The following is a 14,806-nucleotide window of genomic DNA, read 5'->3' on the forward strand; positions in this document are numbered from 1 at the left end:
CTTCTTACCCGTTGGCGAACCGACACGCGACCCTCACGAGTCGAGCCAGGCCATCGGTCCCGGCTCGCCCTCGGCGGCGCGGGGCTGGAGCTCGACCTTGCCCTTGTCACCCAGCATGACCGGTACCGGCTGGCCGGTGTCCGCCTCGGCCGGCACCTCGACCACCGTGGTCGTGGGCACGAAGTCCATGGTGCAGATGCCGTCGCTCGGCGGCACGAGCTGCACGGTGAGCACGCCGTCCGCTGCGTCGACGCCCGAGGCCTTGCCCCCGGAACCGATGGTCGCCTCCGGCTCCGCGAACATGGGACACGAGCTGGACCCGTTGGTCACCACGTACAGCAGACCCGCCACGGGCGCCCACGCGACCCCGACCGTCGAGCTCGTACTGCCCTCCAGGCCGGGCGGCAGACCCCGCCCTGAGTTGCCGGCCTCGATCTCCATCTCGGCGGCCTGCGGCAGCTTGCCGTCCTTGCCGCCGTCCGCCGCGCCAGGGCTGTCAGAAGGGCTGGGACTGGCCATGTCGCTCTCCTCCGGTGGCGTGGACGTGGTGGCGGTCGGCTCCCCCGCCTCGGACCCGCCGACGTCGGACTGCGCGCACCCCGACAGCGCGAGCGCCGCCGTCACGCCGAGGCCCAGGGCCGCCGCACCGGCACGGGCCAGCGGCCGCGCCGACGCACCGGGTCGGTTCATCCGCCTGATCTTCATACCCAGATCCTTCCACTCGCCTGACACCACCGGGTGGTTGTCGCAGGTCTGCGACGCCTCCACCCTTGTCATGTGGCGGGCGCCGCCGGCCTTGCACGCTCCCCGCACACCGGTCAAAGGCAAGGTGACCGATAGTCCGAGCTACCGGTCACCTGACCTCTTGCCGATCATCCGCGCTTCCGGCGGATCACGCGCGTCGGCGGTGGCGGACGCGCGTCAGACGCGCACCGTGGAGAAGCGCAGCTTCTCCGGGGTGGCGTCCGCGGGGGTCTTGCGCAGGAAGGCCCGGCGGTGCACCGAGAAGGCGTTGCGGTCGTCGAAGAAGTCGCGCGCCATCTCGGCCAGCTCGATGGTCTGGTAGTACGACAGCGGCCGGTCCGTCGCCCGGCGCTCCGCGCGGGCGGCGAGCATCCAGCCGAGCGTGGCGGGCTCCTCGTATCCCTGGGCGGCCGACGACAGCCAGGTGGTGAACTCGCCCCACTCCCGCGGCCCGACGGCGCTGATGAGCCCGATGCGGGCCGCCTCGGCCACCGAGATCGGCAGCTTGCGGTTCAGGAGCAGCGACGCCCGGTGCTCGCCCACGCGCGCCGGGACGCTCCAGGAGTGCAGCTCGGACCCGTAGATGCCCATGTCGTAGTACGGGTTCAGGACGACGCCCTCACGGGCGAGCGTCACGTCGGCGCACAGCCCGGCCATCACGCCGCCCGCGCCGGCGTTCGCGGTGAACGCCGCGACGGTGAGCTGGTCGGCGGTGGCGATCGCGAGGCACAGCTCGTCGATGGCGCAGATGTTGTCCCAGGCCTCCGCCGCCGGGTCCGGCGACGCGTCGATGGTGCCCAGGTGGATCCCGTTGGAGAACGCGTGCTCCGTGCCCTTGATGACGAGCACGCGGGTGTCCTCGGTGAGGGCCTTCTCGACGGCACTGGTCAGGCGACGGCACTGCTCGGTGTACATCGCGCCGCTGTAGGAGCGGATCGTCAGGTACCCGACCGCACCGTCCCGCACGTACGTGGTCTCCGCGAGGGCGTCCGGGACGCGGCGGAACGGTGCGCCGCTCGCGTCGATCACCTGAGCGGCGGGGAGCTTGGCGCCCCGGCGACCGCTCAGCTCAGCGGCGTAGCCGACCCAGAGCGTGCCGACGCCGCAGGCGATCGCCACCGCGTCGAGGTTGCGGCCCACCACGGTGCCGGGCGCCGCCCCCGTGTGCTCCGGCGACGCCACGGCGTCGAACACGCAGACCGACCGGCCGTTCACGCCGGCCGGGGCGCCGGGCGCGCCGTCGGCCGCCGCGACGAGCCGCTCCAGCTCGCTCGCGGGGCGGCTCCAGTCGATGCGGAAGTCCTCGCGCCGCAGCAGCGGCAGCTCACCGTCGACGGGCACGATCCGCAGGCAGGCCTCCGCCGGGATCGGCCGCTCGCCGTCGGCCACCTTGCGCACCACCTCGCCGACGCAGGCCATCGCAGCGTCCGCGACGCGGCTGTTGTAGAGCGCGCTCTTGGCGATCGGCTGGTCTGGCATGTCGAACACGGCCGTGGCCCAGACCGGGCCCGCGTCGAGCTCCTCGACGGCGGAGAGGGCGGTGACACCCCACCGCTCCCGACCGTCGCGGATCGCGTGGTCGAGCGAGGAGGGACCGCGGTCGCCGACGGGGCCCGGGTGGACGATGACGGTGGGCCAGCGGCCGTAGATCGTGTCGGGTACCCGGTGCTTGAGGAACGGGCACAGGATCAGGTCGGGGTCCACGCGCTCGACGGCCCGCGTCATGGCGGCACCCGACTCGAACGTCGGGGCAAGCTCGATACCGACATCGTGCCCCTGTTCCCTCAGGGAACACCAGACCCGCTGGGTGAGACCGTTGAAGGCGGAAACCAGCAGGAGGATCCTCATCGCGCGGTGGACTCCTTGTCGTACGGAAAAGCTCGGGGGCGTCCCGCAGCCTAGCCAGGGACGGCAATCGGGACAATGTGCCTCAGTGGTTCGGCAGCACCCGTGCTAAATCTTCACAGGAGCCGACCGTACGGGGTGCTGACCGGCGCGCAGCCGGAGCACGGTCACCCTTGCGGACGCAGGGCGATGGTCATCGCTTCGAGCGCCAGCAGCGGTGCCACGTTGCCGCCCAGACGGGTGCGGGCCACCCCGATCGAGTCCATCCGCCGCACCGTCTGCTCCGGGGTGGAGTCGGCGGCCAGGGAGCGCACCGTCTCGGCGAGCTCCGCGTTCACCAGGTCCACCTCTGCCCCGAGCTGCACCACGAGCACGTCCCGGTACAGGGAGAGCAGGTCCACCATGGCGCGGTCGAGCACGTCACGCTGGTGCCGCGTGGCGCGCCGCTTCTGGTCGTCCTCCAGCTGTTTGAGCTGGGAGCGCAGGCGGGGCGGCAGGGTCTCGCCGTCGGCCACCCCCAGGCCCCGCAACAGCTCGGCCTTCTCGGCGGCGTCCCGCTCCTGCGTGGCCGACACCGCCTCCGCCTTGGCCACGTCCACGAGCTCGCCCGCGGCGAGCACCGCGTCTCCCACCCCGCGGATGCGCCGGGCGACGCTCAGCACGGCGCTGCGTCGCTCGCGGGCCCCTGCGTCACGCGCCAGCCGCTTCGCGAGACCGACGTGGCTCTGCGCCGCACGGGCGGCGTTCAGCGCCACCGCCGGGTCGGCTCCGTCGCGCCGCACCAGCAGGTCGGCGACCGCCTGCGGTGGCGGCACCCGCAGCACCACGGCCCGGCAGCGCGACCGGATGGTGGGCAGCACGTCCTGGACCGACGGCGCGCAGAGCACCCACACCGTGTGCGGCGGCGGCTCCTCGATGGTCTTGAGCAGCACGTTCGTGGTGCGTTCCGCCATGCGGTCAGCGTCCTCGATCACGATCACGCGCCACCGGCCGCCCGACGGCGACCGGGACGCCGTCATGATCAGGTCCCGCACCTCGTCGATCGTGATGACCACCTTCTCCGTGGCCAGCAGCGTCACGTCCGGGTGGGTGCCCGCCATGGTGGTGGTGCAGGCCTGGCACACGCCGCAGCCGCCCTGCGGGCACTGCAGCGCCGCCGCGAAGGCGCGAGCGGCGACCGACCTGCCGGAGCCCGGCGGGCCGGTGATCAGCCACGCGTGCGTCATCGCCGTGGGGTTCGCCACCGCGCTCTGGAGGGCGGCGACCGCCGACTCCTGCCCGACGACGTCGTCCCACACCGTCATGCGGGGTCCTCGTCGGCGGTCCGGGTGCCGCCGGCAGGCTCGGCGGCGCTGCTCGCCTCGGCGACGACCGGCGTGAGGCCCAGCCGGGCCGAGAGGTCCACCCGGATCTGCGCCTGGATGTCGGCGACCGGCGCGGCCGCGTCGATGACCACCCACCGTCCGGGCTCCGCGGCGGCCCGCTGGAGGAACGTGTCCCGGACGCGGGTGTGGAAGTCGAGGCCGGCACGCTCCAGACGGTCCAGCGCCCCCTTGTCCTCGGCCGCGGCGCGGCGGGCCGCGGCGACGCGCGGTTCGAGGTCGAGCAGCACCGTGATGTCCGGCCGCAGGCCCTTGGTCGCCCACAGGGAGAGGTGCTCCACCTCGTGACCGGGCAGGTCGCGGCCGCCCGACTGATAGGCGACGGACGAGTCGAGATAGCGGTCGGTGATGACCACGGCGCCGCGCTCCAGCGCGGGCCGGACCACCGTCTCGACATGGTGGGCGCGGTCGGCCGCATAAATCAGGGCCTCGGCCCGCGGGCCCATGTCCTGGCCGTGCATGACCGCCGCCCGCAGTTCCTTGCCGAGGGCGGTGCCGCCGGGCTCGAACGTGAGCACGACCTCGCGGCCGGTCAGGCCGGCCAGCCAGTCGCCGAGGAGGCGCGACTGCGTCGACTTGCCGACGCCCTCGCCGCCCTCGAAAGAGATGAAGTAGCCCGGTGCGTTCACGCCGCAACCCTAACCGCGCCCACCGACATCGACCGGCCGTGCGCTGCCCGCCCGCACGGCGCACGATGGGCCTATGGACGACAACTCGCAGAGCATCACGCCGATGACCGAGGACGAGTGCTGGGAGTTCCTGTCGATGCAGCCCATCGGGCGGCTCGGCACCGCCGTCGCCGGAGAGCCCGAGATCTTCCCGCTGAACTTCGCGGTCGCGGACCGGGCCATCTACTTCCACACGATCCCCGGCACCAAGGTCGCGGAGGTGGCGGTGAACGCGAGGGTCGCGTTCGAGGTGGACCAGTGGGGCCCCGAGATCGCCTACAGCGTCCTCGTGAAGGGCACGGCGGAGATCCTGGAGACCGAGGCCGATATCGCCGCCGCCGAGTCCACCGACCTGGTGAGCTACCTGGACGACACCCGGGACACCTGGGTACGGATCACGCCCGACGCGGTGACGGGCCGGCGCCTCCGGCGCTGACCGCCGTGCCGACCGGCCGCCGGACGTGGGAGTCACCCAGGGCGACCCCCACGTCCGGCCGGCACTACTTCTTCGTGGACGAGCTCTTCTTCGCCGGAGCCTTCTTCGCGGGCGCCTTCTTGGCCGGAGCCTTCTTGGCCGGCGTGCGCTTCTTGGCAGGGCCCTGGGCGCGCTTGTCCGCGAGCAGCTCGATGGCCCGCTCGGCGGTGACCGACTCCGGGGTGACGTCGCGCGGCAGCGTGCGGTTGGTCTCACCGTCGGTCACGTACGGACCGAACCGGCCGTCCTTGACGTGGATCGGCTTGCCGCTGTTGGGGTCGTCGCCGAGCTCACGCAGCGGCGGCGCCGCAGTCCGCCCACGGCCCCGCTTGGGCTGCTTGTAGATCTCGAGCGCTTCCTCGAGGGTGACCGTGAACAGGGCCTCCTCGGACGGCAGGGTGCGCGAGTCCGTGCCCTTCTTCAGGTACGGGCCGTACCGGCCGTTCTGGGCGGTGATCTCGTCGCCCGACTCCGGGTCCACACCCACGACCCGCGGCAGCGACATGAGCTGCAGCGCGTCCTCCAGCGTCACCGAGTCGAGGGCTTGGGTCTTGAGCAGCGAGGCGGTCTTGGGCTTGGGCAGCGCGGCCAGCGCGCGCTTCTTGGCCGCGGCCGACAGACCGGGGTCGAGGTCCGGCTCGGGCAGCTGCTCCGTGACGTACGGACCGTAGCGGCCGTTCTTCGCCACGATCGGGTTGCCGGTCTCGGGGTGCTCACCGAGCACGCGACCGTCGTCGGCCCCGGCGGCGAGGAGCTCCCGGGCCTTGATGACGGTCAGCTCGTCCGGCGCCACGTCGTCGGGCACCGAGGCACGCGGCGGGTTCTTGCCCTCCTCGACCTCGGCCGCGAGGTCCTCGAGGTACGGGCCGTACCGGCCCACCCGCACCCGGATGCCCTCGCCGATCTCGACGGAGTTGATGGCCGCGGCGTCGATCTCGCCGAGGTTCTCGACGAGCGCGCGCAGACCGCCACCGTCGCTGTCCACGCCGAGCGGGTCGGACGTGCCGAGGTTTCCCGGAGTCTCGCCGAAGTAGAACTCCCGGAGCCACGCGACCCGTTCCCGTGAGCCGGCCGCGATCTGGTCGAGGTCCGCCTCCATCGTCGCCGTGAAGTCGTAGTCGACCAACCGGTCGAAGTGCTCCTCCAGCAGGCGGATCACCGCGAACGCGAGCCACGTCGGCACCAGCGCCTGGCCGCGCGTGATCACGTAGCCGCGGTCCTGGACCGTCGAGATGGTCGCTGCGTAGGTGGACGGGCGGCCGATGCCGCGCTCCTCCAGCGCCTTGACCAGGGACGCCTCGGTGTACCGCGCCGGCGGGGACGTGGAGTGGCCGTCGGCCGCGAGATCGGTACCGACCAGCGCGTCGCCCTCGGCCATCGTCGGCAGACGCGTCTCCTTCGCCGCCGCGGCGCTCTCCGCCGCCTCGGCGTCCGCGTCCGCACTCTCCTCGTAGGCCGCCAGGAAGCCACGGAACGAGATCACCGTGCCCGACGCCGAGAACACCGCCTCGTTGCCGTCCTGGTCACCGCCCACGACGACCGCGCCGAGCCGGACGGACGCCGTCGAGCCCTTCGCGTCGGCCATCTGGGAGGCCACCGTGCGCTTCCAGATCAGCTCGTACAGCCGGAACTGGTCGCCGCTCAGCTCGCCGGCGACCTGCGCGGGGGTACGGAAGGAGTCGCCCGCCGGACGGATCGCCTCGTGCGCCTCCTGCGCGCCCTTCGACTTGGACTGGTACAGCCGGGGGGCGCCCGGCACGTACTCGGGGCCGTACAGCTCGGCGGCCTGGCCGCGCGCGGCGTTGGTGGCCTCGGCCGACAGCGACGGGCTGTCGGTACGCATGTAGGTGATGTAGCCGTTCTCGTACAGGCCCTGCGCGGTACGCATCGCCTGGCGCGACGACATCCGCAGCTTGCGCCCCGCCTCCTGCTGCATCGTGGAGGTGGTGAACGGCGCGGCGGGCCGGCGCGTGTACGGCTTGGTCTCCAGGCTGCGGACGGCGAAGTCGGCCTCGGCCAGCCCGGAGACGACGGCGTTCGCCGTGGCCTCGTCGAGCTGCACCACACCGGTGCGGACCTTGAGCCGCCCCCGGTCGTCGAAGTCGCGGCCCGAGGCGACCTTGTCGCCGGCCAGCTGGGTGAGCCGGGCGCGGAAGGAGGGCTGGCCGGAGGCGGCCCCGCCGTCGTCCGAGACCGCGAAGGTGCCCGCGACGTCCCAGTAGTCCGCCGAGACGAACGCCATCCGTTCGCGCTCCCGCTCGACGACGAGACGCGTCGCCACCGACTGCACACGGCCGGCGGACAGCCCCTGTCGCACCTTGCGCCACAGCACGGGCGAGACCTCGTAACCGTACAGGCGGTCGAGGATGCGCCGGGTCTCCTGCGCGTCCACGAGGTCCTGGTCCAGCTCGCGCGTGTTCTCGAGGGCCCGGAAGATCGCCTCGCGGGTGATCTCGTGGAACACCATGCGCTTGACCGGGACCTTGGGCTTGAGCTCCTGGATCAGGTGCCAGGCGATGGCCTCGCCCTCGCGGTCCTCATCGGTCGCGAGGAAGAGCTCGTCGGCATCCTTCAGCGCCTTCTTGAGCTCGCTGACCTTCTTCTTCTTGTCCGCGTGGACCACGTAGTACGGGTCGAACCCGTTGTCGACGTCGACCGAGAACTTGCCGTAGGGGCCCTTCTTCATCTCCACCGGCAGATCTTTGGGCTGCGGGAGGTCGCGAATATGCCCGACGCTGGCTTCGACCTCGTAATCGTCGCCGAGGTAGCTCTGGATCTTCCGAGCCTTCGTGGGCGACTCCACGATCACGAGCTTGCGTGCCTGGGACATCCGGTCCTGCCTGCTTCCTGCGGGGTCTGGGGGTGGGCGCCGAGCGGCGCTGGAGAGTTCACGGTACGCCAGGCGCGACGGATCGCACCCTATCCGGGCCGACAGCCGGTCGCCCGGTGGTCTCACCCGACCGTGGCGAACTTCACCCGTGGCGGGATGGACAGTGGAGCCTCACACCAGCGACACGGTCTCTTCAGGCTGCTCCCTTACGGTGGTGCCCATGACGGACCGCACCCTCCCGCTGCCCGCCCTCGGGAACGCGGCCGGTAACCCCGCCCCGGCACGAACGCCGAGGTCCCAGCCTCGCCTGCGGCCGCGCATCGCCGCCGTCGTCGTCGCGGTGCTCGCGCTGTGGGGCGTGTGGGCCACCTGGGACACCTTCGTCCGGTCGCCCGGCGGCCAGCGGGCCGACCAGCTCGCGCTCGACGGCGCCGCACGGGGCCAGGGTCTGCTCTGGGAGCTCGCCGAGCCGGTGCTCGGTGTGGTGTCCAACTCGTTCGTCGGCCTGGGCCTGGCGGTCGCCGTCGTGCTCGCGCTGGCCCGTGGGCGGTGGTGGCTCGCGGCACAGGTCGCGATCCTGGTGGCCGGCTCGAACCTCACCACGCAGGTGCTCAAGCACCTGGTCCTCGACCGGCCGGCCCTGCTCGACGTCGCACGCGCCGACATCAACACCTTGCCCAGCGGGCACACGACGGTCGCGGCCTCGGTAGCGGCGGGCCTCCTCATCGCCGTGCCGCGGCGCTGGCGGCCGGTCGTCGCGGTGGCCGGCGCCGGGTACACGGCGGCCACCGGCGTTTCGACCCTGATCGGGCAGTGGCACCGGCCGTCCGACGTCGTCGCCGCCGTCCTGGTGGTGCTCGCCTGGGGTGCCGGAGTCTGCGCGCTGAGCTCACCGTCGTCACTGGACGGCCCGCGCGACGGACTGGAGCCCGGGACGTCCGGCGCGGCGGGCCTGCTGCTGCTCGGCGCGGTCGGCACCGGAGCCGTCGCCCTGGGGGCGCTCGGCGGCGTGCGTGGTGACGGCTGGGGGCTGCCGCTGGGCGGCGATCTCACCGCGTACATGGGCGGCATGCTCGGAGTCGTCGCGGTGACCCTCGGCTCGTTCGCGCTGCTGCTGCTCGTGCGTCAGTCCACGGCGCGCCCCGCCCCCTGACCTGCCCTCCCCGTGTCAGACGCTCAGGCCACCTGGGTGACCTGAGCGTCTGACAACCGCGTCTGACAGCTCAGAGCGGTTGCTCGGGCGGGGAGATCACGGGGTCGTGTAGCCGCCCGTGTAGGAACCCGAGCCGGAGTACGCGTGCACGACCCAGCGGTAGGTGCCGGAGGTGCCGGTGTAGCGCACGCTCTCGTCGGGTGCCGCGGTGATCCCGCGTGCCACCGTGGTCCAGGAACCGCCGCTCGCCTTCTGCAGGTAGAGGTCGAAGTCGGTCCCGCTGGGCCCGTCGAGGCAGCCCGTGATGGTTCCGGACAGCACCGAGAACCCGGTGGTTCCGGGCTCCGCGGCCTGACCGCCGGACCACAGCGAGCCACTGAACGCAGTCCGCTCGCTCGTGCAGCCGGTGGGCGGCGTGGTGCCGCCACCATCGGTGATCAGCGAGACGTTCGCGGCACCGAGGGCCTCGTTGACCGGCTGGAAGTACGTGGTGCCGCCCGAGGAGCAGTTGCCGGAGCCTCCGGAGGTCAGACCCTGGGCCTGCGTGCCGGCGAGCAGCGAGCCGCCGGAGTCGCCCGGCTCCGCGCACACGTTGGTACGGATCAGGCCGGAGACGGTGCCCTGGGGATAGGTGACCGACGCGTTGTAGGCCCGGATGGTGCCGCAGTGCCAGCCGGTCGTGGAGCCCGATCGGCAGACGGTCGAGCCGACGGCGGCGGCGGACGAACCGGTGACGTTGACCGTGCCACCGTTGTAGTTGTTGACCGCGCCCACCGGGTTGTCGTCCGAACCGACGTTCACGTAGGCGTAGTCGTTGCCCGGGAACGAGGACACCTGGAAGGTGCCGCTCGGCTGGCTCGTGGTGGCGCCACGCGAACCGCAGTGTCCGGCGGTGACGAAGCCACCGGTGGCCGAGAAGCCGACCGAGCAGCGGGACCCGCCGATGTAGTAGGCGTTGCCGCCGATCACGTTGATGAACGTGCGCGGCATCTCTGCCACCTCGACGACGGAGACGGAGCCCGCCGCGATCCCGGCCCGCTTGACGGCGGACGTGACCGCACCCTTCGCGCCCTTGGCGACCTCCATGACCACCGAGTTGGACTCGACGTCCACGTAGGTGGCGGCGATCTTGGCGTCGGGCGCTGCCCGGTGGGCCTTGGTGGCGAGCCGGTCCAGCTGGCTCAGCGACCTGTCGACGGTGACGGCGGTGGCACCGGCGGCACGGACCTCGGCGGCGTGCGCCTTGTCGGTGACGGCGACGAACAGCTCGGTGCCGTCGACCCAGGCGCCCGCGTAGCCCTTGTCCAGGGTCTTGGCGAGGACTACCTGCTTCTCCGACAGCGCTTCGTCGGTCTTGAGGCGGGCGACCGCCTCGGAGGTGGTCAGGCCCAGGTCGCGCTCCATTGCGGCGACCATGCCGGGGGCGTAGCCGGTCACGTCCGGCCTGTCGGAACCGGCGGCAGTGCCTGCGGTAGCGGCGGTGATGCTGGCGGCGAGGAGCGTCGCAGCGGCTGTGGCCACCGTGATCGCTCTGAAGGATGTGCGTCTCATGTCCTGCGACTCCTTGTCGTCGGGGCAATGAATTCACCCAGTGCGGCAAAGCGTAGGGTCGCTTCCAGGAAACTCCCAGATACCGATTAGGACATATTGGAGCAATATGCGGGCATGCCGAAGGCGGGTAGGGAATGCCCCTACCCGCCCCCGGCACGAGCCGTGCGGACCGATCAGCGGGTCAGCAGGGACACCCCGGCGGCGCTCAGCGCCTCACCGACCGGCTGGAAGAAGGTCTGGCCACCGGACGAGCAGTTGCCCGAGCCACCGGAGGTCATGCCCTGGGCCTGCGAGCCGGCGAGGAGCGAGCCGCCCGAGTCGCCCGGCTCCGCGCAGACATCGGTCTGGATGAGGCCGGAGACGCTGCCCTCCGCGTAGTGCACCGTGGCGTCGAGCGCCTCGATGGTGCCGCAGTGCCACCCGGTCGTGGAGCCCGACCGGCAGACCGACGCGCCGACCGCGGCGGGCGTGGAGCCCTCGACCGCGACGGTGCCGCCCGCGTAGTCGTCCACCACGCCGACCGGCGTGTCCGAGTCGACCGAGACGTAGCTGTAGTCGCTGCCCGGGAACTCCGAGACCGCGAACGTGCCGGACGGCTCGCTCGCGGAGGAGCCCACCGAGCCGCAGTGCCCCGCCGAGACGAAGCCACCCGTGACGGCGAAGCCGACCGAGCAGCGCGAGCTGCCGTCGATGAAGTAGGCCTCACCACCGATCACGTCGGCGAACGTCCGGGGGCGCTCCGCCGCCTCGGCCAGGACGACGGCGTCCGCGGGCACGCCCGCCTCGGCCACGGCGGCCTCGACGTCGGCCTTCGCACCCTCGACCACGTCGATGACGATCTCGTTGGTCTCCACGTCCACGTGGTACGACGTCACGTCCGACCCGGACAGGGCACCGTCCAGGTCGGCGGTCCAGGCGTCGAGCGCCTCGAGCGAGTTGTCGACGGTGACGGGGGTGGCTCCTGCCGCGCGGACGTCGGCGGCCTCGGCGGCGTCCGTCACGGCGACGTGCAGCGCGTCCGCGCCCTCGACCCAGGCGCCCGCGTACGAGGCACCGAGCGCCTTCTCCAGGCTGCGCTGCGTACCGGCCAGGCCTTCCTGGACCTCGAGCCGCGCAACGGCTTCGGTGGTGCTCAGGTTCAGGTCGCGCTCCATCGCGGCGACCAGCCCGGGCGGGTAGTCCGCTGCTGCGGTCTCGGCGTCGGACTGACCGGCAGCGGCGACGGCATTGATGGTGCCGGCAAAGAGGCCCACGGTGGCGGTTGCCACGGCGACGCCCCGGAGGGAAGTGCGTCTCATCTCCAGCGACTCCTTGTGTCGTAGAGCGGGTGAAGTTCCACCCACGGGCGACTTTTCACCCGCGCCGCACAGGCTAGGAGGAGCTGGACCTCTCGCCCAGATCACACTGAGGTCATACATATTTCGTATGGGGGGCAAACCGCACCGGACCTTCGCCGCGATGTGCGGCCGGCCTGCGGGCGCGCGGTACGGCCCCGTGATCAGCCGAGCATGCCGTGCATCGCCAGCCACTGCTCGTACTGAGGGCTGCGCCGGACGGCCTCGCGGTGCGCCCGGTGGGCGGCACCCTCGACGGCCTCGAGGTCGACCCGGAGGTCGGCGTCGTGCCGCCAGCCCAGGTAGTGGGTACGCCGGAGCGGCGCACCCGTGAGCGGAACGGTCACGACGCCCGGCGGGTCCAGCTGCCCCGGTTCCACGAGCGCGACCGCTCGCCCCGCCCGCACCTGGTCGACGGCGGTGGTCCACTCCGCCTCGCCCATACCGCGTGGCGCGAAGCCCGCGCGCACGCACGCCGACACGAAGCACTCCTCGAGGCAGCCGTACGACGGCACGCAGAGCCACTGCTCCTCGGCCAGCTCGGCGAGCGAGACCTCCGGCTTGCCCGCATAGGGATGGTGCTCGTCGATGAGCACGAACATCGGGTCGGCGCAGACCCGGGTCCAGGCGACCTCCACGGCCGCCGGCGGTGAGACCTCGGAGCACATGCCGACCAGGCCGACGTCGATGGTGCCCCGGGCCAGCCGGGTGGCGACGTCGTCGGCCAGGTGGGGCATGGCGGTGGTGACCTGCGCACCGGGGATGGCCAGGTGCAGTTGGTTGACGAACAGACCGCCCAGCGCCGTGCCCGCGATACCGACGCGGACCGTCTCGCCGTGGGCGACGTCGCCGTTCACCAGCCGTTCGGCGTCGTCGGCCAGGGCCGCCATCGCCGGCAGCAGCACGCGGGCGTGCCGGAGTATCAGGTCACCGAGCTCGGTCGGGCGTGCGCCGAACCGGTCGCGGACGAACACGTTCCCGCCCAGCGACCGGTCGATGCGGTTCAGCTGCGCGGTCAACGCCGGCTGCGCGATGCCGAGGGCAGCGGCCGCCTTCGTGACGCTGCCCGACTCGGCAACGGCGACAACCATCCTCAAGTGCCGCATGTCGAGTTCCACACGGTGGAAAATATCTGTCATAGCCGCAGATGTCTCTGTTCTGAACAATATTTATCGGTGCGGGGGTACGACCGTTACGTCCGCGAAATGCCGTACGAGCCCACTGCCCGGGCCGGCTCACTCCGCCAGAAAACCGTCCCGGACCAGGCCGCGCACCGCCGGGAGCAGCTCGGCCGCGAGATCGGCCGCCCCGACGTCGAACAGCGCGGCGAGCGCCCCGACGATCTGTCCCACCGTCAGCTCGCCGTCGCACGCCCCCACCAGTGCCGCGAGAGGGCTCGACGCCTGGACGCCGCGCCCCAGCCCGTCGCCCTGCCGCAGGATCACGATGTTCGGGTCCGCGGCACCCGGCGTCAGGTAGCGCTCCTCCGTGACGTCCGCCGCCGTGACGAGGTGCGCCGCGGCAAGTGCCGCGTCGTCCCGTGCCGCGAGCCAGTCGTGCCCCGCGAGGCTGCGGGCGATGTGCGCACCGAGCGGCTGACGGACCGAGCCGGTGTGCTCCTCGAGGCGCCGCAGCGTGGGCGCGCCGGACACCGGACGCCGGAGGGTCACGAGCCCGAGGCCGACCCCCTCGACGTCCCGGGACTCGAAGTCGTCGAGCCACGCGCCGTAGGCGGCGGCCCAGGCGTCCGGCTCACGGTCGGGGGTGGTCCCACCGTCCCGGATCCACGTCTCGGCGTACTCGGCGGGATCGAGCACCTCGCGCTGGATGATCCAGCCGTCCAGGCCCGCCTCGTCGAGCCACGCGCCGACCCGCTCGGTCCATGGTTCGCCCCTGCGGTGCTCCCAGTTGCCGAGGAGCTGGGCCGTCCCGCCGGGCGCGAGCACGTCGCGGACGCCGAGGACCAGGTCCCGCACCAGGTCATCGCCCGCGCGGCCACCGTCGCGGTACTCGTAGTCGCCCAGCGCGTCGGCGACCGCGCGCCCCGCAGCCCCGGCGTGCGGGGTGATCACGAACGGCGGGTTGGAGACCACGAGGTCGAACTGCTCCCCCGCGACCGGGTCCAGCATGGATCCGTGCCGCAGCTCCGGCTCCGTCCCCGCCTCGGTGTTCAGCGCGGCGTTGAAGCGGGCGAACGACAAGGCTCGCCGCGAGATGTCCGTCGCCACCACGTGCTGCGCGTGGCGCGCCGCGTGCAGGGCCTGAATGCCGCAGCCAGTGCCCAGGTCGAGCACCCGGCCGGTCGGGTGCCGCACGGTCACCTGCGCCAGCGTGAGCGACGCACCGCCCGCACCGAGCACGTGGTCGGTGGCCAGCCGCCCGCCGGTCGCCAGCTCGCCGAGGTCGGAGGCGAGCCACCAGTGCGCGTCGCCGACCGCGTCGACGGAGGAATAGGGGCGCAGGTCCACGACGGCACGCACCGCGTCGTCGGCCCCCGTGCCCTGGGCCGTCACCAGGCCGAGCCGCGCGGCGCCGTCCGTCCCCAGCCCCGGCAGGGCGCGGTCGACCGCGGCACGGGGCGCGGTCGAGCCGAGGAGGAACAGGTTCACGAGGGTGGCCACCGGGTGCCGGTTCGCCGGCGGCCGGCCGGACCCTGCCGCGGCGACCGCCCGGCGGGCCGGCAGCGACTGTTCCCGGTGCAGCGCGGCCGCCGCGAGCGGGCCCAGCAGATCCTCGACGCCGTCGACGTCGTAGGCGGCGGAGACCAGGTCGGCGCGGAGCGAGTCGACGAGGGCGGGGTCGGTCACAGGAGGCTGCACGGGCC

The 14,806-nt window shown here is 72.5% G+C and carries 11 protein-coding genes; 2 read left to right on the forward strand and 9 right to left on the reverse strand.

Features of this window, described 5'->3' with window-relative positions:
• Positions 1 to 33: 33 nt before the first annotated feature.
• The 4 genes from ACFSL2_RS15215 to tmk all read right to left on the reverse strand — a co-directional run bounded on the left by ACFSL2_RS15215 (position 34) and on the right by tmk (position 4,600).
• Positions 34 to 705, reverse strand: a complete 672-nt coding sequence (locus tag ACFSL2_RS15215; RefSeq protein ID WP_377198670.1) for a hypothetical protein — start codon at positions 703 to 705, stop codon at positions 34 to 36.
• 216 nt (positions 706 to 921) lie between these two features.
• Positions 922 to 2,592, reverse strand: a complete 1,671-nt coding sequence (locus ACFSL2_RS15220; RefSeq protein WP_377198671.1) for an enoyl-CoA hydratase-related protein — start codon at positions 2,590 to 2,592, stop codon at positions 922 to 924.
• Positions 2,593 to 2,756: 164 nt separating this feature from the next.
• Positions 2,757 to 3,893: a DNA polymerase III subunit delta' gene (locus ACFSL2_RS15225; protein ID WP_377198672.1), complete on the reverse strand. Its 1,137-nt coding sequence runs from the start codon at positions 3,891 to 3,893 to the stop codon at positions 2,757 to 2,759.
• A complete protein-coding gene (gene tmk / locus ACFSL2_RS15230) occupies positions 3,890 to 4,600 on the reverse strand; it encodes a dTMP kinase (protein WP_377198673.1) in 711 nt (236 codons plus the stop codon). Before tmk ends, ACFSL2_RS15225 begins: the two co-directional genes overlap by 4 nt.
• A 73-nt stretch (positions 4,601 to 4,673) precedes the next feature.
• On the opposite strand from tmk, the gene ACFSL2_RS15235 reads away from it, so the two are divergent.
• Positions 4,674 to 5,075, forward strand: a complete 402-nt coding sequence (locus ACFSL2_RS15235) for a pyridoxamine 5'-phosphate oxidase family protein (RefSeq protein ID WP_377198674.1) — start codon at positions 4,674 to 4,676, stop codon at positions 5,073 to 5,075.
• A 64-nt stretch (positions 5,076 to 5,139) separates the two neighbouring features.
• On the opposite strand, the gene topA is transcribed toward ACFSL2_RS15235, so the two are convergent.
• Positions 5,140 to 7,944 (reverse strand): type I DNA topoisomerase, encoded by a 2,805-nt coding sequence (topA, locus tag ACFSL2_RS15240; protein ID WP_377198675.1) that lies wholly within the window; start codon positions 7,942 to 7,944, stop codon positions 5,140 to 5,142.
• Between the two features lie 220 nt (positions 7,945 to 8,164).
• Between topA and ACFSL2_RS15245 the strand changes: the two genes are divergently transcribed.
• Positions 8,165 to 9,097, forward strand: coding sequence for a phosphatase PAP2 family protein (locus ACFSL2_RS15245; protein WP_377198676.1), 933 nt, complete (start codon positions 8,165 to 8,167; stop codon positions 9,095 to 9,097).
• 96 nt (positions 9,098 to 9,193) lie between these two features.
• On the opposite strand, the gene ACFSL2_RS15250 is transcribed toward ACFSL2_RS15245, so the two are convergent.
• The 4 genes from ACFSL2_RS15250 to ACFSL2_RS15265 form a co-directional block, all read right to left on the reverse strand.
• On the reverse strand, positions 9,194 to 10,648 hold the full coding sequence (locus tag ACFSL2_RS15250) for a S1 family peptidase (RefSeq protein WP_377198677.1): 1,455 nt from the start codon (positions 10,646 to 10,648) through the stop codon (positions 9,194 to 9,196).
• A 173-nt stretch (positions 10,649 to 10,821) separates the two neighbouring features.
• Positions 10,822 to 11,946, reverse strand: coding sequence for a S1 family peptidase (locus tag ACFSL2_RS15255; RefSeq protein ID WP_377198678.1), 1,125 nt, complete (start codon positions 11,944 to 11,946; stop codon positions 10,822 to 10,824).
• Positions 11,947 to 12,146: 200 nt separating this feature from the next.
• Positions 12,147 to 13,088, reverse strand: coding sequence for a LysR family transcriptional regulator (locus ACFSL2_RS15260; protein WP_377198679.1), 942 nt, complete (start codon positions 13,086 to 13,088; stop codon positions 12,147 to 12,149).
• 129 nt (positions 13,089 to 13,217) lie between these two features.
• Entirely contained in the window at positions 13,218 to 14,801 is a 1,584-nt protein-coding gene (locus ACFSL2_RS15265; protein ID WP_377198680.1) for a DUF7059 domain-containing protein, read from the reverse strand.
• Positions 14,802 to 14,806: the final 5 nt, after the last annotated feature.

Origin of the sequence: Promicromonospora aerolata (genome assembly GCF_042682255.1) — a bacterium.
Lineage (GTDB): Bacteria > Actinomycetota > Actinomycetes > Actinomycetales > Cellulomonadaceae > Promicromonospora > Promicromonospora aerolata.